Annotated in this window: 18 protein-coding genes; 11 read left to right on the top strand and 7 right to left on the bottom strand. The window is 71.0% G+C overall.

Annotated elements, in window-relative coordinates; genetic code table 11:
• Positions 1-18: 18 nt before the first annotated feature.
• From ACWGKT_RS04180 to galU, 4 genes are all read right to left on the bottom strand, one after another.
• Positions 19-594: a MogA/MoaB family molybdenum cofactor biosynthesis protein gene (locus tag ACWGKT_RS04180; protein ID WP_453272390.1), complete on the bottom strand. Its 576-nt coding sequence runs from the start codon at positions 592-594 to the stop codon at positions 19-21.
• Complete coding sequence (moaC, locus tag ACWGKT_RS04175) at positions 591-1,103, bottom strand: cyclic pyranopterin monophosphate synthase MoaC (protein ID WP_453272389.1); 513 nt, start codon at positions 1,101-1,103, stop codon at positions 591-593. Before moaC ends, ACWGKT_RS04180 begins: the two co-directional genes overlap by 4 nt.
• Before the next feature lie 89 nt (positions 1,104-1,192).
• A complete protein-coding gene (gene glp, locus ACWGKT_RS04170; RefSeq protein WP_356145936.1) occupies positions 1,193-2,515 on the bottom strand; it encodes a molybdotransferase-like divisome protein Glp in 1,323 nt (440 codons plus the stop codon).
• A 5-nt stretch (positions 2,516-2,520) separates the two neighbouring features.
• Entirely contained in the window at positions 2,521-3,423 is a 903-nt protein-coding gene (gene galU / locus ACWGKT_RS04165; protein WP_356145933.1) for a UTP--glucose-1-phosphate uridylyltransferase GalU, read from the bottom strand.
• Between the two features lie 134 nt (positions 3,424-3,557).
• Between galU and ACWGKT_RS04160 the strand changes: the two genes are divergently transcribed.
• Positions 3,558-4,139 carry a 5-formyltetrahydrofolate cyclo-ligase gene (locus ACWGKT_RS04160; protein WP_356146083.1) on the top strand — a complete coding sequence of 194 codons (582 nt, stop codon included), beginning with the start codon at positions 3,558-3,560 and terminating at the stop codon, positions 4,137-4,139.
• Positions 4,140-4,211: 72 nt separating this feature from the next.
• Here ACWGKT_RS04160 and ACWGKT_RS04155 read toward each other — a convergent pair whose 3' ends face one another.
• A complete protein-coding gene (locus tag ACWGKT_RS04155; protein WP_453272388.1) occupies positions 4,212-7,004 on the bottom strand; it encodes a penicillin acylase family protein in 2,793 nt (930 codons plus the stop codon).
• Positions 7,005-7,263: 259 nt separating this feature from the next.
• On the opposite strand from ACWGKT_RS04155, the gene ACWGKT_RS04150 reads away from it, so the two are divergent.
• The 6 genes from ACWGKT_RS04150 (at position 7,264) to mscL (ending at position 13,014) form a co-directional block, all read left to right on the top strand.
• Positions 7,264-8,769, top strand: a complete 1,506-nt coding sequence (locus ACWGKT_RS04150; RefSeq protein WP_453272489.1) for a potassium/proton antiporter — start codon at positions 7,264-7,266, stop codon at positions 8,767-8,769.
• A 312-nt stretch (positions 8,770-9,081) separates the two neighbouring features.
• Positions 9,082-10,374, top strand: coding sequence for an MFS transporter (locus tag ACWGKT_RS04145; protein WP_453272387.1), 1,293 nt, complete (start codon positions 9,082-9,084; stop codon positions 10,372-10,374).
• 67 nt (positions 10,375-10,441) lie between these two features.
• A complete protein-coding gene (locus tag ACWGKT_RS04140) occupies positions 10,442-10,759 on the top strand; it encodes an FmdB family zinc ribbon protein (protein ID WP_453272386.1) in 318 nt (105 codons plus the stop codon).
• A gap of 99 nt (positions 10,760-10,858) precedes the next feature.
• Entirely contained in the window at positions 10,859-11,692 is an 834-nt protein-coding gene (locus ACWGKT_RS04135) for an S-methyl-5'-thioadenosine phosphorylase (RefSeq protein WP_356145922.1), read from the top strand.
• Between the two features lie 128 nt (positions 11,693-11,820).
• The gene (locus ACWGKT_RS04130) at positions 11,821-12,396 is read left to right on the top strand and encodes a hypothetical protein (RefSeq protein ID WP_453272385.1); all 576 of its coding nucleotides are present in this window, start codon (positions 11,821-11,823) and stop codon (positions 12,394-12,396) included.
• 138 nt (positions 12,397-12,534) lie between these two features.
• Positions 12,535-13,014 carry a large conductance mechanosensitive channel protein MscL gene (mscL, locus tag ACWGKT_RS04125; protein ID WP_356145916.1) on the top strand — a complete coding sequence of 160 codons (480 nt, stop codon included), beginning with the start codon at positions 12,535-12,537 and terminating at the stop codon, positions 13,012-13,014.
• Between the two features lie 64 nt (positions 13,015-13,078).
• Here the strand turns inward: mscL and ACWGKT_RS04120 are convergent, their stop codons facing one another.
• Positions 13,079-13,255 (bottom strand): hypothetical protein, encoded by a 177-nt coding sequence (locus tag ACWGKT_RS04120; protein WP_235459487.1) that lies wholly within the window; start codon positions 13,253-13,255, stop codon positions 13,079-13,081.
• 170 nt (positions 13,256-13,425) lie between these two features.
• Between ACWGKT_RS04120 and ACWGKT_RS04115 the strand changes: the two genes are divergently transcribed.
• The 4 genes from ACWGKT_RS04115 (at position 13,426) to ACWGKT_RS04100 (ending at position 18,012) form a co-directional block, all read left to right on the top strand.
• A complete protein-coding gene (locus ACWGKT_RS04115) occupies positions 13,426-14,664 on the top strand; it encodes a low temperature requirement protein A (RefSeq protein WP_453272384.1) in 1,239 nt (412 codons plus the stop codon).
• 40 nt (positions 14,665-14,704) lie between these two features.
• A complete protein-coding gene (locus tag ACWGKT_RS04110; RefSeq protein ID WP_453272383.1) occupies positions 14,705-15,733 on the top strand; it encodes a P1 family peptidase in 1,029 nt (342 codons plus the stop codon).
• Positions 15,734-15,887: 154 nt separating this feature from the next.
• Positions 15,888-17,108, top strand: a complete 1,221-nt coding sequence (locus ACWGKT_RS04105) for a L,D-transpeptidase (RefSeq protein WP_453272382.1) — start codon at positions 15,888-15,890, stop codon at positions 17,106-17,108.
• A gap of 157 nt (positions 17,109-17,265) precedes the next feature.
• Positions 17,266-18,012 carry a DUF6227 family protein gene (locus ACWGKT_RS04100; protein ID WP_356145904.1) on the top strand — a complete coding sequence of 249 codons (747 nt, stop codon included), beginning with the start codon at positions 17,266-17,268 and terminating at the stop codon, positions 18,010-18,012.
• A 53-nt stretch (positions 18,013-18,065) separates the two neighbouring features.
• Here the strand turns inward: ACWGKT_RS04100 and ACWGKT_RS04095 are convergent, their stop codons facing one another.
• Positions 18,066-18,317 carry a hypothetical protein gene (locus ACWGKT_RS04095; protein WP_453272381.1) on the bottom strand — a complete coding sequence of 84 codons (252 nt, stop codon included), beginning with the start codon at positions 18,315-18,317 and terminating at the stop codon, positions 18,066-18,068.
• Positions 18,318-18,419: the final 102 nt, after the last annotated feature.

The following is an 18,419-nucleotide window of genomic DNA, read 5'->3' as shown; positions in this document are numbered from 1 at the left end:
CGGGCCAGGATGGGCTGTTCAGCTCGCACCCCCAGGGCGTCTGGAGCGGTCGTCGCCGGCCGCGGCGGACTCGGCGTCCGGCCTGGGGTGGTCGCCGCCCCGGATCTGGTCGACGGCGTGGGCGAGCAGCGGCTCCAGGACGGCCAGCCCGTCCCGCACGCCACCGCTCGACCCCGGCAGGTTGACGATCAGCGTCCGGCCGGCCACTCCGGCCAGTCCCCGGGACAGCGCCGCGGTCGGCACCTTCTCCCGTCCGAACGCACGGATGGCCTCGGCCATGCCCGGCACCTCGTAGTCGATCACCCGGCGGGTGGCCTCGGGGGTGCGGTCGGTGGGCGAGACGCCGGTGCCGCCGGTGGTGACGACGACGTCGTACCCGGCCTCGACCGCGGCACGCAGCTCGGCCTCCACCGGGTCTCCGTCCGGGACGACCCGCGGCCCCTCCACGACGAAGCCGAAGCCCCTGAGGCCGTCGGCGACCATCGGGCCTCCCTTGTCCGCGTAGACGCCCGCTGCGGCCCTGTTGGAGGCGGTCACGACCAGCGCGCGGTACCGCGCGGGCGCGCCCGCGCCGACGGTCGGCCCGGCGTTCACGCCCGGCTCCAGTCGCCCGACTTGCCGCCCGTCTTCTCCTCCACGCGTACGTCCGTGATGACCGCTCCCTTGTCGACCGCCTTGACCATGTCGATCACGGTGAGCGCGGCGACCGACACCGCCGTGAGGGCCTCCATCTCGACGCCCGTGCGGTCCGTGGTCCTCACGGTGGCCAGGATCTCGACGGCGTCGTCCGCGACCGACAGATCCAGTTTCACACCGGACACCGACAGCGGGTGGCACAGCGGGATCAGGTCCGGGGTGCGCTTGGCGCCCATGATGCCCGCGATGCGCGCGGTGGCCAGGGCGTCTCCCTTGGGCATGCCCTCGCCGCGCAGCAGCTCGACCACGCGGGGCGAGACCAGGACGCGGCCGCTGGCGCGGGCGGTGCGCGCGGTCACGTCCTTGTCGGACACGTCGACCATGCGGGCGGCGCCCACCTCGTCGATGTGCGTCAGTCGGTCCTGCGCAGGGGGTCCGGGGGTTTCCCCCCGGGAAGGCGTGGTCATGATGTGAGGCGCTCCCGGTCCCGGCCCGTCGCGGTGCGGCGCACGGGCCTGCTGTGCGCGACACGGTACCGCCAAGTCGGGGGACGCACTCAGCCGAGCAGGACCACCTCGACCTCGGTGCCCGGCTCGACGGACTCCATGTCCTCGGGGACGACGATCAGCGCGTCCGCCTGCGCGAGAGCCGCGATCAGGTGGGACCCGGCCCCGCCCACCGGCGTCACCTCGCCGTCGGCGTACGCCCCGCGCAGGAACTGCCTGCGCCCCTTCGGGGAACTCAGCGCCTTGTCCGCCGTCAGGGTCGCCCGGGCCGTCGGCCGGTGGACGTCCGTCACCCCCATCAGGGTGCGGATGGCGGGGCGCACGAACAGCTCGAAGGAGACGTACGACGAGACGGGATTGCCCGGCAGCGCGAGCAGGGGCGTGTGGTCGGGGCCGATGGAGCCGAAGCCCTGGGGCTTGCCGGGCTGCATGGCGAGCTTGCGGAAGTCGATGCCGCTGCCCGCCTCGTCCTCGTCGCCGACGTGCGACAGCGCCTCCTTGACGACGTCGTACGCCCCGACGCTCACCCCGCCCGTGGTGACCAGCAGGTCGGCGCGGATGAGCTGGTCCTCGATGGTGGACCGGAGGGTCTCCGCGTCGTCGGTGACCGCGCCCACCCGGTAGGCGATGGCACCGGCGTCCCGCGCGGCGGCGGTGAGGGCGAAGCTGTTGGAGTCGTAGATCTGGCCGCTGCCCAGCGACTCACCGGGCTGGACGAGCTCACTGCCGGTGGACAGGACGACCACGCGCGGGCGGGGGCGCACCCGGACCGTGCCGCGGCCGATCGCCGCGAGCAGCGCGATCTGCGGGGGCCCGAGGACCGTACCGGCCGCCAGGGCCTGGTCGCCGGCCTTCACGTCGCTGCCCGTCGCGCGGACGTGCGCGCGTGCCTCGGCCGGCCGGTAGACGCTCACCTGCCCGCCCGCCCCCTCGGGCGCCAGGCTACGGGCGCGCATCCCGCTCACCGGGCCCTCGCCGAGGCCTCCGTCGGTCCACTCGACGGGGACGACGGCCTCGGCGCCGGGCGGCAGCGGGGCTCCGGTCATGATCCGGGCGGCCTGGCCGGGACCCACGCGCAGCGCCCCGGCCGAGCCGGCCGCCACGTCGCCGACCACCTCAAGGGCGGCCGGGAACTCCTCGCTCGCACCCGCCACGTCCGCGACCCGCACCGCGTACCCGTCCATCGAACTGTTGTCGAAGGGCGGCAGCGAGACCGGGACCATGACGTCGTCGACCAGGACGCAGCCCTGGGCGTCGAGCAGTTGCAGTTCGATCGGTTCGAGCGGGCGGACGGTGGTGAGGATGTCCTCCAGGTGCTCGTCCACCGACCACAGGTGGTCCGGGCCGGCGGGGCGGGGCGCGGCGGTGCTCAAGGTTGCTACATCTCCTCGGCTACGTAACTGCGAAGCCAGGTCCGGAAGTCCGGGCCCAGGTCTTCACGTTCGCACGCGAGTCGGACAATGGCACGCAGGTAGTCGCCGCGGTCGCCGGTGTCATAGCGGCGGCCCTTGAAGACGACGCCGTGCACCGGGCCGCCGACCTTCTCGTCCTGCGCGAGCTGCTGGAGCGCGTCGGTCAGCTGGATCTCGCCGCCGCGGCCCGGCTCGGTCTTGCGCAGTATGTCGAAGACGTGCGGGTCGAGGACGTAGCGGCCGATGACCGCGTAGTTCGACGGGGCGTCCGCCGCGTCCGGCTTCTCGACCAGGCCGGTCACCTTGACGACGTCGCCCTCTTCGGTGGCCTCGACGGCGGCGCAGCCGTAGAGGTGGATCTGCTCGGGCGCGACCTCCATGAGCGCGATCACGCTGCCGCCGCGCCGCTCCTGGACCTCGACCATGCGCGCGAGCAGGGGGTCGCGCGGGTCGATCAGGTCGTCGCCGAGGAGGACCGCGAAGGGCTCGTGCCCGACGTGCGGGGCGGCGCACAGGACCGCGTGGCCGAGGCCCTTGGGGTCACCCTGACGGACGTAGTGCATGGTCGCGAGGTCGCTGGACTCCTGGACCTTGGCCAGCCGACCGGCGTCGCCCTTTTTCTGGAGAGCGGATTCGAGCTCGTAGTTGCGGTCGAAGTGGTCCTCAAGGGGGCGCTTGTTGCGTCCGGTGATCATGAGCACGTCGTCGAGCCCCGCCGACACGGCCTCCTCGACCACGTACTGGATCGCCGGCTTGTCCACGACCGGCAGCATCTCCTTGGGAGTGGCTTTGGTGGCCGGCAGGAACCGGGTGCCGAGGCCTGCTGCGGGAATGACAGCCTTGCTGATCCTGGGGTGCGACTGAGTCATGCCCGCAACCTTATCCGGTGCCTTTGATGGGAATCTGTGGCTCCGGTCAATTGGCTCTCATATGAGCGCATTCGGAAGGGTACGGGAGCGACCTCATGGATCACACCGGACGTACGGCGGAGCCTGACAAGCGAATGTTGCGGCGAGAGTTCCTCTCGGTGAGGAACAGGTTGACGGCGGATGACGTGCGCGAGGCCGCCGCCGCGCTGGCCGGGCGTGCGCTGGAGCTGCCCGAACTGGCGCGGGCCCGCACGGTGGCGGCCTACGTCTCCGTCGAGAGCGAGCCCGGCACACTCCCGCTGCTGGACGCGCTGTGCGCACGGGGCGTACGCGTCCTGCTCCCCGCGCTCCTGCCGGACAACGACCTGGACTGGGGCGCCTACGCCGGGGAGGGGTCCCTCGCGCGCGTCCAACACGGCGGGAAGATGGCACTCTTCGAGCCCGCCGGCGAGCGCCTCGGCCCGGACGCCGTCACCTCGGCCGACGTCGTGCTCCTGCCCGGGCTGGCGGTGGACGCGCGCGGGATGCGTCTGGGGCGCGGCGGAGGTTCGTACGACCGCGTGCTGGCTCGCCTGGAGCGTGCGGGCGCGCACCCCGCACTGGTGGTGCTCCTGTACGACTCGGAGATCGTCGCGCACGTCCCCGAGGAGGCGCACGACAAGCCCGTGCACGCGGTGGTGACGCCCTCGGGCGTGCGCCGCTTCGCGGGCACCTGACGCCCCTTCCGTTCAGGTGAAGAGGGCCTGCACGCGCGCGTGCAGGCCCTCTTCGGGATGTTTGTCAGCGGCTCACGGCTTGAGGACGAGCGTGTCGCTCGTGCTCCCGTCGACCGCCTTCGACGAGTACGACCACGGCAGGAGCTCGCCCTTGGCCCACTTGTCGGTCTGGTCGGTGTAGTGGGCGCTGAAGGCGTGCCCGGAGGCACCGGTGAGGTTGATCCACCGGGACTTGTCGAGCTCCTTGAGGTTGACCACCATCCGCATGGACGGCACCCACACGACGCCGTAGCCGCCGGCGGCGTTCCAGCCGGAGGCGTTGACCGTCGCCTCGCCGCCGCTGAGCCTCCAGGGGCCGCGGTTGAGCACGTACTGCAGGAAGCCGGGGCCCTCGGTGCCCAGGGTCTGGTTCTTCAGGAACAGGCGGTGCAGGCGACCCCAGCTCCAGGTGTCGATGTCCTTGCCGAGCTTTGCGGTCAGCTCCCAGCGGGCGTCGATCATGGCGCGGCCGAACAGCTCGTCACGGTTGTCGGCCTTGGGGCGGGTGCCCGCGGCGGGCGCCTTCCACCAGTCGCTGTTCTCGTCGTCCATGAGCCGCCGCACCACCTCGAACCAGCGGTCGCCGCCGTCCGGCTGCGCCTGGTCGGCGTCGCGCTCGCCGCACTCGCGGACCTTGGTGTCGTCGTCCACGGGCCCGGTGTCGTTGCTCTTGTCCATCCACAGGCACTGGCCCTTGACCCGCAGCTCCTTGGGCATCTTGTTGCCGAAGGCGAGCTTGAGGATGTTGCGCCACACGGCGTTGAAGTAGGCCGCGGCCGCGGAGTCGGCGTCCTGGGTGTAGTCCCAGCCTTCGAGCAGGCTCTGGGCCTCGCGGACGTCCTTGTCGGCGATGTTGATCTTCAGCAGCTTGGGCACCAGCAGCCTGGCGATCTCGCTGCTGTTGTCGAGCTGCATCTGGCGCATGTCGTCGGTGGAGATCTTGCCGCCGCCCTTGATCTTCGACTCGATCAGGTCGGTGATCCGCTGGCTGCGGGCGCCGTATCCCCAGTCCGTGGTGAGCGTGTAGGGGTACTTGTCCTTGTCGACGACGGCCTGGTTGGCGGTGACGATGTAGCCGCGCTTGGGGTTGTACTCGTAGGGCAGCTCGTCCTGGTCGATGTAGCCGGTCCAGCGGTACTTCGAGTCCCAGCCCGGCACCGGAAGGGAGCCGTCGCCCTCCCCGCGCGTGGGGATCTTTCCGGGCAGCGTGTAGCCGATGTGGTTCTCGGTGTCGGCGTAGATCAGGTTCTGCGAGGGCACGTCGAACAGCGCCGCCGCGGAGCGGAAGGCGGTCCAGTCGGCCGCCTTGTCGATGGCGAACACGGCGTCCATGGAGGTGCCCGGCTGCAGCGCGGTCCACTTCAGGGCGATGCCGTAGCCGTCACCGCGGTCGGGGGCGGCGGAGTCGACGGTGGCCTTCCTGCCGACCTTGACGAGCTCGTCGTCGCGGTCGGAGAGCAGGGGCATCCCGTCCTTGGTCTGCCGGACGACGATCTTCTTGGACGAACCGCCGGCGACCTTGATGGTCTCCTCGCGGCTCGTGAAGGGCTTGACCTTGCCGTCGTACAGGTACCCGTTGCTGCTGAGCTTCTCCAGGTAGAGGTCGGTGACGTCGACCCCGGAGTTGGTCATGCCCCAGGCGATGTTCGCGTTGTGACCGATGATCACACCGGGCATGCCGGCAAACGTGTAGCCGGTGACGTCGTACTGGCACTTGGCCGAGACGGTGCGGCAGTGCAGGCCCATCTGGTACCAGACGGACGGCAGCGACGCCGACAGGTGCGGGTCGTTGGCCAGCAGCGGCTTGCCGGTGATGGTGTACCGCCCGCCGACGACCCAGGAGTTGGAGCCGATGCCCTGGCCGTTGACGCCGACGGCCGCCGGAACGTCGTCCAGGACCTTGTAGAGGCCCGCCAGCTGGCTCGTGACGCCCGAGCCCGTCGTCGAGGAGCCCGCGGAGGTCGAGGACCCCGTCGTGCCCGTGGTGCCGGTCGTGCCCGTGGTGCTCGCCGTGCCCGTCGTGCCGCTTGCGGCGCCACCCTGCTGGAACGTCTTGGCGACCGCGTCGTACCGGCCCTCCCGGACTATCGGCTTGTTGCGGCCGTAGGGGTACTCCGGGTACAGATCGGCGATCTGCTGGGGGCCGAGGCGGCTGGTCATCAGGGCGCGGTCGATCTCGTCCTGCATGTTGCCGCGCAGGTCCCACGCCATGGCCTTGAGCCAGGAGACCGAGTCGACCGGCGTCCACTTGCCCGGCGCGTAGTCGTTGGCGAAGCCGAGCGCCGCGTACTCCAGGGAGATGTCCTTGGCGTCCTTGCCGTCGAGGTAGGCGTTGACTCCCTTGGCGTAGGCCTGGAGGTACTTCTTCGTGGCCGCCGACAGCTTGTGCTCGTACTCCTGCTCGGCGATCCGGTCCCAGCCCAGGGTGCGCAGGAACTGGTCGTTCTCGACCTGACCCTTGCCGAACATCTCCGACAGCCGCCCGGAGGTCATGTGGCGGCGCACGTCCATCTCGTAGAACCTGTCCTGCGCCTGGACGAAGCCCTGGGCCATGAACAGGTCCTCGTCGGACGAGGCGTAGATCTGCGGGATTCCGTTGCCGTCCCGCTTCACGTCGACCGGGCCCGACAGGCCGTCCAGCGTGATCGTTCCCGTGGTCTGCGGGAAGGAGGCGCGCACGGTGCTGATCGACCAGTACGCCCCGTAGGCGACGCCCCCGATGATGGCCAGCACCAGCACGAGCACGATCAGTCGGGCTTTGCGCCCCTTCTTCCTGCCGGACTTGCCGGGCTTGTCACCCGTTGTGGCGGTGGTGTTGGGGGGCATCGCTGTCCTTGCTGTCCTAACGCGAGCGGCAGGCGGTCCTGGAGTGCTGGAGCAACCATAGGCGCAGGGCCCCGCGCCGCTTGACGCGGAGTCGGGAACCTACGCGGACGGACGTTCGATCTTGCCTCGGCAAGCGTCAAGAAAGCGTCAAGAATTAGGTAAGGTAACGAAGTGCTTGGGTGCGGAGTCCCGCAGCCTCGGGTCTTGTGTACGTGTGCTTTCGCGTCCCCCGCGCGCTAGCCGGTGAAGGGAACCGCCGCTGACTGTCGACCACCTCAACCAGCTCCTGCTCGTCTGCTCCCTCGTCCTGCTCGTCGCGGTCGCGGCCGTACGGATCTCCTCCCGCAGCGGGCTCCCCAGCCTGCTCGTCTACCTGGCGATCGGCGTCCTCATGGGCCAGGACGGCATCGGGAACATCCACTTCAACAACGCCGAGCTGACCCAGGTCATCGGATACGCGGCCCTGGTCGTGATCCTGGCCGAAGGCGGTCTGGGCACGAAGTGGAAGGAGATCGAACCGGCCCTGCCCGCGGCCTCCGCGCTGGCGCTGGTCGGAGTCGCGATCAGCGTCGGGGTCACGGCGGCGGGCGCGCACTACCTGATCGGGCTGGAGTGGCGACAGGCTCTGATCATCGGCGCGGTGGTGTCCTCGACGGACGCGGCGGCGGTCTTCTCCGTACTGCGCAGAATTCCCCTCCCCTCGCGCGTGACGGGCACGCTGGAGGCGGAGTCCGGTTTCAACGACGCACCCGTGGTCATCCTGGTCGTCGCCTTCTCCCAGGCGGGCCCGATCCCGCACTGGTACGTGCTGATCGGCGAGATACTGCTGGAACTGGCCATCGGCGCGGCCATCGGGCTCGCGGTGGGCTGGCTCGGCTCCTGGGGCCTGCGGCACGTGGCGCTGCCCGCCTCCGGTCTCTATCCGATCGCCGTCATGGCGATCGCGGTCACGGCGTACGCGGGCGGCGCGCTGGCGCACGGCAGCGGCTTCCTGGCCGTGTATCTCGCCTCGATGGTGATGGGCAACTCCAAGCTGCCGCACTGGCCCGCCACCCGCGGGTTCGCCGACGGGCTCGGCTGGATCGCCCAGATCGGCATGTTCGTCCTGCTCGGCGTCCTGGTCACACCGCACGAACTGGGCGACGACATCGTGCCCGCGCTCGTCATCGGGCTGGTACTCACGATGGTGGCCCGCCCCCTGAGCGTGGTGGCCTGCCTGACGCCGTTCCGCGTGCGCTGGCAGGAGCAGGCGCTGATGTCCTGGGCGGGGCTGCGCGGCGCCGTGCCCATCATCCTGGCGACGATCCCCATGGTGAACGGCGTCGACGCCAGCCACCGCATCTTCAACATCGTCTTCGTCCTGGTCGTCGTCTACACGATCGTCCAGGGGCCGACGCTGCCCTGGCTGGCCCGCAAGCTGGAGCTCGGCGACGGGCCGGAGGCCGCCGACCTCGGCATCGAGTCGGCGCCCCTGGAGCGGCTGCGCGGACATCTGCTGTCCGTCGCGATCCCCGAGGGCTCGCGGATGCACGGCGTCGAGGTCAACGAGCTGCGGCTGCCGGCCGGAGCCGCCGTCACGCTGGTCGTCCGCGAGGGGGAATCGTTCGTTCCTCTACCGGCGACCGTGCTGCGCCACGGGGACGAGCTGCTCGTGGTCGCCACGGATCCCGTCCGGGACGCCGCCGAGCGACGCCTGCGGGCGGTCGCCCAGGGCGGCAAGCTGGCCGGCTGGCTGGGGCTGGGCGCGAACGGCGCGGGGCGGTGACCGGCGGGAGCGGGTACCGAGGGTGACGCGGGCATGCGCCGAACGTGCGTTTGGCACGGTTCGCACTCCCCCGTCAATCCCAGGTCAGCGCTCCCACGGTGCTCATTTTCACAGGCCTGCCGCGCCTTGATCCCTGTACGATAAAGGCACCCTGATCGAACCAACTCTGCCTGACGCAGAGCTGGCGCGACCGTATGGCGGCCGGGACGCCCCCACAGTGGGCGCCGGTATCTACCGCAGTTCCGCGCAAGAGGACAGCTCTCGGCGCCCCTGAAAGGGGTCGCGCTACCAGGCGGCAGAAAGGCACGGGCCGTGGAATCCACGGTCACCTCCGAGCCGTCGAAGAACTCGGCACCGTCCCCCCGCCCGGGATACGGCCAGCTGCTGCGCACCCGCGGCGCCTGGACGTTCCTGCTCCCCGGTTTCGCGGCGCGCCAGCCGTTCGCGATGCTCACCATCTCCATCGTGCTGCTCGTGCAGCACACCACCGGCTCGTACGGTGCCGCCGGCGCCGCCGCGGCCGCCACCGGTGTCTCCCTGGCCCTGTTCGCGCCCTACAGCGGCCGGCTCGCCGACCGCTACGGCCAGCGCGCGGTGCTGATTCCCGGCATCCTCCTGCACACCCTGTCCGGACTGACCCTGACCGCGCTCGCCCTGGCGCACGCGCCGCTGTGGGCGCTGTTCGCGGCGGCCGTGCCGACCGGCGCCTCGGTCCCCCAGGTCGGCCCCATGGTGCGGGCCCGCTGGGGCGTGAAGCTCAAGGACTCGCCGCTGATGACCACCGCGGCCGCCTTCGAGTCCGTCACCGACGAGCTGACCTTCGTGGTCGGCCCGCTGCTCGCGACCGCCCTGTGCACCGCCGTGGACCCGGCCGCGGGCCTGATCACGGAGGCCGCGCTGACGCTGGTCGGCGGCCTGCTGTTCGCCGCGCGGAAGAGCACGCAGCCGCCGGTGACCGCCGACGGGCACGCGCGCGTGAAGCAGGCCTCCGCCCTGCGCGTCCCCGGCGTGCGCGTGCTGGTCGTGACCTTCCTGGGCATCGGCTCCGTCTTCGGCGGCATGCAGGTCGGCCTCGCCGCGTTCACCGAGTCGATCGGCGAGCCCGGTCTGAACGGCGTCCTGTACGGCACCTTCGCCGCGGGCAACATGCTCTCGGGCATCGCCTGCGGCGCGATCGCCTGGAAGGTCGCCCCGCAGCGGCGCCTCGTCCTCGGCTACACCGCCCTCGCGCTGACCGCCTCCGCCCTGTGGACCGCCCACGCGGTGCTCCTCCTCGCGGGCCTCGGTCTCCTGGTCGGCATGTGCATCGCGCCCGCCCTGATCACCGGCTACACGCTGGTCGAGGAACTGGTCCCGGCCGGCGCCCGCACCGAGGCCTTCACCTGGCTGACCGGCGCGGTCGCGCTCGGCCAGGCCGCCGCCGTCACCGTCGCCGGACAGCTGGAGGACCGGTTCTGGAACGGTGCCGGATTCCTGGTGCCGATGGCCGGTACCGTGCTCGCCCTCGCCACCCTGCTGGCACTGCGTTCGAGGCTGGTGGCCCGGCCGCGAACCCGTACCGTGGCACGTGGCGTCGGTCACCGAGTGCCGGTGACGGTGGACTGATCCCCCGGAATACGTCACTATGGATCGTCGTTAGCACTCATCGAGTGAGAGTGCCAGGAGGAAGACAGTGCCCACCTACCAGTACCAGTGCACCGAGTGCGGCGAGGGCCTCGAGGCGGTGCAGAAGTTCACCGACGACGCCCTGACCGAGTGCCCCAACTGCGGTGGCCGCCTGAAGAAGGTGTTCTCCGCCGTCGGCATTGTCTTCAAGGGATCCGGCTTCTACCGCAACGACAGCCGCGGCTCCTCGTCGAGCAGCAGCCCCGCGTCGAAGTCGTCGAGCACCACCTCGACGAGCTCGTCCTCGTCCGAGTCGAAGACGTCCTCTACGTCTTCCTCGTCGTCCTCGTCCTCGTCGGGCACCGCGAGCAGCTCCGCCGCCTGATACTCCTCACCGAAGACCCTGCCGTCACGCGACGGCAGGGTCTTCGGCGTTGCCCGGCACCTGCGCCGACGGGTTTCGCGGCCAGCTAATGTGCTCGTCATGGCGAACGCAGAGATCGGCGTAATCGGCGGCTCCGGCTTCTACTCGTTTCTCGACGAGGTGACCGAGATCCAGGTGGACACTCCCTACGGTCCGCCCAGCGACTCCCTCTTCCTCGGTGAGATCGCCGGCCGACGGGTCGCCTTCCTGCCCCGGCACGGGCGTGGACACCACCTGCCGCCGCACCGCATCAACTACCGGGCGAACCTCTGGGCGCTGCGCTCCCTGGGCGTCCGCCAGGTTCTCGGCCCGTGCGCGGTGGGCGGACTGCGCCCCGAGTACGGCCCCGGCACCCTGCTCGTGCCGGATCAGCTGGTGGACCGTACGAAGTCCCGGACGCAGACGTACTTCGACGGGATGCCCCTGCCCGACGGCCGCATCCCGAACGTGGTGCACGTCTCCGTGGCCGACCCCTACTGCCCCGCCGGCCGGGCCGCCGCGCTGAAGGCGGCGCGCGGCCGGGACTGGGAACCCGTGGACGGCGGCACGCTGGTGGTGGTCGAGGGGCCGCGCTTCTCGACTCGCGCCGAATCGCTGTGGCACCAGGCGCAGGGCTGGTCGGTGGTGGGCATGACCGGCCATCCCGAGGCGGCGCTCGCCCGTGAGCTGGAGCTCTGCTATGCGTCGCTGACGCTGGTCACCGACCTCGACGCGGGCGCGGAGAGCGGCGAGGGCGTCTCGCACGAGGAAGTGCTGCGGGTCTTCTCCGCCAACGTGGACCGGCTGCGGGGCGTGCTGTTCGACGCCGTCGCGGCGCTGCCGGACAACGAGTCGCGGGACTGCCTGTGCACGAACGCGCTCGGCGGCATGGATCCGGGCTTCGAGCTGCCCTGACGGAACTCCCCGTTCGCGTGGGCGAGTTTTCCACAACCCGCCGGTAGCCCACCGGCTCCGACGCGTTTCGGCGCGAGGCCTCATCGTGGCCTCGCAAGCCGATTCCTCGTCGCTGGTGGTGGTTCCCCGTGCCCGTCTCTCCCCCGTCCCCCTTCCCTCCCGTCCCGTCGCCCCTTCCCTCGCCGCGCCCGCTGGGCACCGACGCCCCGGCCACGTGCGAGATCCCGCACTTCGCGCCGGTGCGCGTGCGCGGCGGACGGTATCGACTGCAGCGGCTCGTCCGGCATCGCCGGCGCGCCGTGGCGGCCGGTCTCGCCGTCACCGCGGCGGCGCTCGTGGCGGCCGGGCCACGCGCCACGACGGACCCGCCCCGCGGTGAACGGGCGCGCGGGCATCCGGTGGCTGAGCCGGTACGACGGCATCGCGCGGTCGACAGCGTGGCCGCGCCGGTGCGGATCGCCGACGCCGCCACCGTCCGGCTGCTGCGTCCCGGCGACCGGGTCGACGTCGTCGCCGCCGAGGACCCGGCGACGGGCGGCGACGCCCGGGTGATCGCGCGCGGGGCGCGGGTGACGAAGCTGCCGGAGCCCGTGGACGGCGGCGCGGAGAGCGGGGCGCTGGTCGTGCTCTCGGTGCCGCGTTCCACCGCGGCGCGCCTGGTCGGCGCGAGCGCGACGGCCCGGCTGGCGGTGACGCTGTGCTGAACCGCGTCTGTCGGCTCCTCGGTGATCTGCTGTCAAGTCGCATGATGGTGCTACGGGACTGGACAGGATGGCCTAGCCGTGCCGTAGGTTGCGGAGCGTTTCGTTCCACACCCCGAACGCGCGAGGAGAGTCCCCGAGGTGAGCGAGAAGAAGAAGGAACCGAGCGTCTGGCAGGGCTTCAAGGCCTTCCTGATGCGCGGCAACGTCGTGGACCTGGCCGTCGCGGTGGTCATCGGCGCGGCCTTCACGAACATCGTCAGCTCGGTGGTGAAGGGCGTCATCAACCCGCTGGTCGGCGCGGTCGGCACGCAGAACCTCGACAGCTACAGCTTCTGTCTGGAGGACCCCTGCAAGGTGGCCCCGGACGGGACGATCCAGAGCGGCGTCCCGATCCTGTGGGGCACGGTCCTCGGAGCCGCCCTCACCTTCGTGATCACGGCGGCGGTGGTCTACTTCCTGATGGTCCTGCCGATGGCGAAGTACCTGTCCCGGCTGGAGGCCCGCCGGAAGGCGCGCGAGGGCACGCACGAGGTCATCGAGGTGACCGAGCTGGAGGTGCTCAAGGAGATCCGCGACGCGCTCGTCGCGCAGCGCGGCTCGGGCCACGACCAGCGTTAGCGAAGTCCCCGCACGGCCGGGCTCAGCAGTGGTGGAGCCGGGTTCCGAGGTGGTGGGACCGGGTTCAGAGGTGGTGGGGCGGCTTCTCGTCGAGGAAGCGCTTCAGGTCGGCGGCGCTGTCGCGCTCGCCCCGCTCGCCCCACCCACGGTCCGTGTCGTCCGAGGACTGCTGGCTCAGCGGGTCGTCGAAGACCAGCGCGGCCTTGGGGTCGCGCGGCTCGGGTGCGGGGGCGGTGCTCATGCCCCAAGGGTACGGCCCTGTCGGCGGCCGGAGTCCGGGGCAGCGGCCCTCCTCCGCCCACGCGGACGCGCACGCCCCCGGACCTGGCCGTTCCCCGGAAACCGCGGGCCTTCGCCGCTCGGCAGTCCCTGCAGAAGATATTGGTGAGATTTTCTGCTGTGCTGGGAGGCATGACGTCGAGTTCCGCTTCGGCGCCCGCCTCCCCGGGCGCGCCACAGTCCCACAGACCACTGCGTCGGCTGACCGCGCGTGGACGCCACGAGGCCCATCGCGTCGCCTCGCCACTGGAGCTCTTCTTCGACCTGTGTTTCGTGGTGGCCGTGGCCCAGGCGGGCTCGCAGCTGGTGCACGCCGTGGCCGAGGGGCACGCGGGCAACGGCATCCTGAACTACGCGATGGTGTTCTTCGCCATCTGGTGGGCCTGGATGAACTTCACCTGGTTCGCCTCGGCGTACGACAACGACGACGTGCTCTATCGGGTCGTCACCCTGGTGCAGATCGCCGGCGTCCTGGTGCTGGCCGCCGGTGTCTCCTCCGCCTTCGCGAGCCACGACTACGTGCTGGTGCTGCTCGGGTACGTGATCATGCGCCTGGCGATGGTCGCGCAGTGGCTGCGGGCCGCGCGCTCGGCCGAGGGCGCGGAGCGGACGATGGCCCTGCGGTACGCGGGCGGGGTGCTGCTGTGCCAGGTCGGCTGGCTCGGGCTCGTGGTGCTGCCGGAGCCCGCACGTGTCTGGGTGTTCCTGGTCATGGCGATCGCGGAGCTGTGCGTGCCCGTGTACGCGGAGCAGCACCACCCCACGACCTGGCATCCGCACCACATCGCCGAACGGTACGGGCTGTTCACGATCATCGTGCTCGGCGAGACGATCGCCGCGGCCACGGTCGCCGTGAAGTCGGCCGCGAACGAAAACGACGCCCTGGGCGAGCTGCTGCCGATCGCGGCAGGCGGTCTGCTGATCGTCTTCGCCGCCTGGTGGATCTACTTCGTGGTGCCGATCCACGGGCATCTGCGCTCCAGCAAGCAGGCCTTCCTGTGGGGCTACGGCCACTACCTGATCTTCGCGTCGGCCGCCGCGATCGGAGCCGGCCTGGAGGTGGCGGTCGAGCAGACGGTCGGCAAGGCGCACATCTCCACGCTGTCCGCCGCCGCGGCCGTGACCCTGCCCACGGCCCTCTATCTGCTCACCGTCTGGGCCCTGCACTCCCGCCACTACAAGATCGGCATCGCCCAGCAACTGGTGCTTCCGGCCGCGGCGCTGCTGGTGATCTGCTGCACCTTCCTCGGCCGCTGGGCGGTGCTCGCGGCGGGTCTCGTGTCGGCGCTGACCGTGGTGACCGGGACGACGCTGACGGCGCGTCTGGCCGCGCGCGGGCGCCGTGCGAAGGCAACCGCGCCCGCCGCCTGACACCTGCTCGCGCGCCCCCGTCCGGGACAGACTGTCCGCCATGACAGTTGACGCATTGACGGACGTCGCCGGACTGCGGGTGGGGCACGCGACCTTGGCCGGCGAGGGCTGGCTCACCGGCACCACGGTCGTCCTCGCTCCGCCGGGAGGTGTCGTCGCCGCCGTGGACGTGCGCGGCGGCGGCCCCGGCACCAAGGAGACCGACGCGCTCGACCCGCGCAACCTGGTGCAGAAGGTCGAGGCGGTCGTGCTGACCGGCGGCAGCGCCTACGGACTCGACGCCGCGTCCGGTGTGATGGCCTGGCTGGAGGAGCACGGGCGCGGAGTCCCGGTCGGGACGGACCCGGCGCATGTGGTGCCGGTGGTGCCCGCCGCCTGCGTCTTCGACCTGGGCCGGGGCGGGGACTTCCGGGCCAGGCCGGACGCGGCGACGGGGCGTGCGGCGGTCGAGGCGGCTGCGGCGAGCGCACCGGGCGCACCGGTGCCGCAGGGCTGTGTGGGCGCCGGTACGGGCGCCGTGGCGGGGCAGTTGAAGGGCGGGGTCGGCAGCGCGAGCACCGTCCTCGACTCGGGGATCACGGTGGCCGCGCTGGTGATCGTCAACGCCGTGGGCTCCGTGACCGATCCGGAAACGGGCCTGCTGTACGGGGAAATGTGGCAGGGGCGGGCGCGATATCCGCAGGCGCACATCCACGAGGCCGCACGCCGTCACCTCGCCGAGGTGGCCGCCAAGAACGCGCCTCCGCCGCTCAACACCACGCTCGCCGTGGTCGCCACGGACGCGGAACTCTCCAAGGCGCAGGCGCAGAAGGTCGCCGGCACCGCGCACGACGGCATCGCGCGCGCCGTTCGTCCGGTGCATCTGCTGCACGACGGGGACACGGTGTTCGCGCTGGCCACGGGGGCGCGGCCGCTCGATGCCGAACGGCCGCTCGCGCTCAACGACATCCTCGCGGCCGGCGCGGATCTCGTGACCCGCGCGATCGCCCGCGCCGTGCGCGCGGCCGAGTCGGTGGACGGGCCGGGCGGAGTGTGGCCGTCGTACGGGGAGTTGTACGGGGGCCGGTAGGGCGTAGTACGGCATCTCGCGCGGCCGTGGATTGTCCCGGTTCTGTCACGTGATGGCGTTCCTGCGGAACGGAGGGAACCCGGCCCCGCGCCGGTTCCCTCTTTCTCCACGCATCGGAACGGATCACTCACATCACACGAACCTGGAGCAGCCCGTGACAACGCCGGACATTGCAGCGCGGCGCGCACTGGTGGCCTGTGCCGCCCTGATGGTCGGCGCCCTCACCCTCACCGCCTGCGGTGGCGACGCCAGCGCCAAGGACGGGGACGACAAGGGCGGCAAGGACTCGGTGAAGACGTCCGCCGCGAAGATCGTGATCTCGGCCAGGGACGGTTCGACCAGCGCGTCCATCAACGCGACCGGCGTGAAGGTCAGCGGCGGCAAGCTGACCGAGGTGAAGATGACGGTGGCGGGGTCGCAGCAGGCGGTGCAGGGTGCGATATCCGCCGACGGCAGCACCTGGAAGCCGAAGGAGCAGTTGGAGCGCGGGACGAAGTACCAGATCGCGGCGACCGCGAAGGACGCGGGCGGGCGTACGGCGGCGGCCAACTCCATCTTCACCACCGTCACGTCGGCGAACAGCTTCATCGGGACGTACACGCCGGACAACGGCACGACGGTCGGCGTCGGCATGCCGGTGTCGTTCAACTTCAACAAGGTGATCACCGACAAGAAGGGCGTGCAGTCGCACATCACGGTCACCTCCAGCAGCGGCCAGAAGGTGGTCGGGCACTGGTTCGGGGCGCAGCGGCTCGACTTCCGCCCCCAGGACTACTGGAAGGCCGGCTCCAAGGTCACGATGAAGATCGACCTGGACGGGGTCGAGGGCGCGAACGGCGTCTACGGGGTGCAGAAGAAGACGGTGTCCTTCACGGTCGGCCGCTCCCAGGTCTCCACGGTCGACGTCAACACGCAGACGATGACGGTGGTGCGGGACGGCAAGACGCTCAAGAGCGTGCCGATCTCGTCGGGCAGCCCGGAGCACACCACGTACAACGGGCAGATGGTGATCTCCGAGAAGTTCGCGCAGACGCGCATGAACGGCTCGACGGTCGGCTACGGCGGCGAGTACGACATCTCGGACGTGCCGCACGCGATGCGGCTGACGCAGTCGGGCACGTTCGTCCACGGCAACTACTGGTACAACAAGGGCAACCCGCCCTTCGGCCGGCAGGGCACGAGCCACGGCTGCGTCGGACTCCAGGACGTGCAGGGCGCGCAGGGGGACACGACCGGCAAGTGGTTCTACGACAACTCGCTCATCGGTGACGTCGTGGTCGTGAAGCACTCCCCCGACAAGACGGTGTCCCCGGACAACGGGCTCAACGGCTGGAACATGCCGTGGAGCGAGTGGGTCGCCACAAGCGCCGCCTGACCGGCCATTTCTGACTCCGTGTCGGGCCGCGCGGGAACCTTTCGCGCGGCCCGCGCGTTTTCCCTGCGTACGTTTTCTCGGTTCCCGGACATGATGTCCGACCGAGGGGCTACGGTATGCACCCACAAGGTGACATGCAGCAACGCCGGGAGAAGCCTTGAGCGTTCCGTACGAGACGGCAGCGTACGAACCAGCCGAGTCGCCCGAGTCTCCGGAGGAGCACCTCGCGCGACTCCTCGGCCGTGCCCTGAACTCCTTCGAGCTGCCCGACGAGGCCATAAGGCGCCTCGACTGCGCCCTGGCGCACGACAGTTCGCTGCACTCCGCGCACCACAGCGCGGGGCTGCACCGGGAGACGTACCGGCACACCTGGCTGCTCCCGGACGGTTCGGCGGTCACGCTGTGGGAGCTCGTCCACAACACCGCGCCGGGCAGCGACCCGCAGCACGAGGTGTACGTCGACGAGGAAGAGCTGCGCGCGGCCACCGCCCGGCTGCCGTTCCCGCCGGACACGCCGGACTTCGAACTGCCGGTGCTGATGCAGCTCTCGGCGATCCCCGAGCCGCGGCACGTGTACGTGCCGGACGATTCGGCGGACCACGCGCGCCGGCTCCTGCGGCGCGCGGAGAACGCGGACCGGCCGGGCGCGGAGACGGCCGCCCTGCTGACGACGGCGTTCGCGCACCAGATCACCCAGGCCTTCGGCCGTCCGGGCCGGGCCGGCCGGATAGGGCTGTGCTTCTCGCTCTACGAGCACGCGTTCCTGCTGCGCGACGGCAGGGAGCTCTCCCTCTGGGAGGTCGAGCACACGGCGACGCCCGACGGGCGCCACATGTGCGAGGTGTACGTGACGGAGGACGCGGCGCGGGATGCCATGGAGCGGCGGGCGGCCCGTCAGTCCTGAGGGGGCCGCGGCTCGGCGCCGGGCTCCGACACGAGTCGGCTGCCCGCTCTCGGCTACCGGTCGTCGAGCCGTCGTATCAGGCCCGCGAACGCGTCCTGCTCCGCCGGGGTCAGTTCGACGGATTCCATCGGGGGGCCGGCCTGGCGCTGCCGCGGGAGAGCGCGCAGGGGGCGGCCGGAGCGCCGTGCGGCGGCCTCGGAGCGGGAGTGGCGCCGGGTGTGCCTCAGGAGGATCACCCAGGCGGCGGTCACCAGGACCAGGCCGACGACGCCAACCAGCTGGAGAATCGAGACGTGCTCAGGCATACGCCCCAGTAGACACCACGGTCCGGGACTTTGGTCCCGGACCGTGACGTATCTCGCAGGTGCCGTGAACAGCCCACAGCACCCCAAAGGGACAACCGTGGC

Source organism: Streptomyces sp. NPDC054794 (genome assembly GCF_053611585.1).
This window is presented reverse-complemented; position numbering and strand designations above follow the sequence as displayed.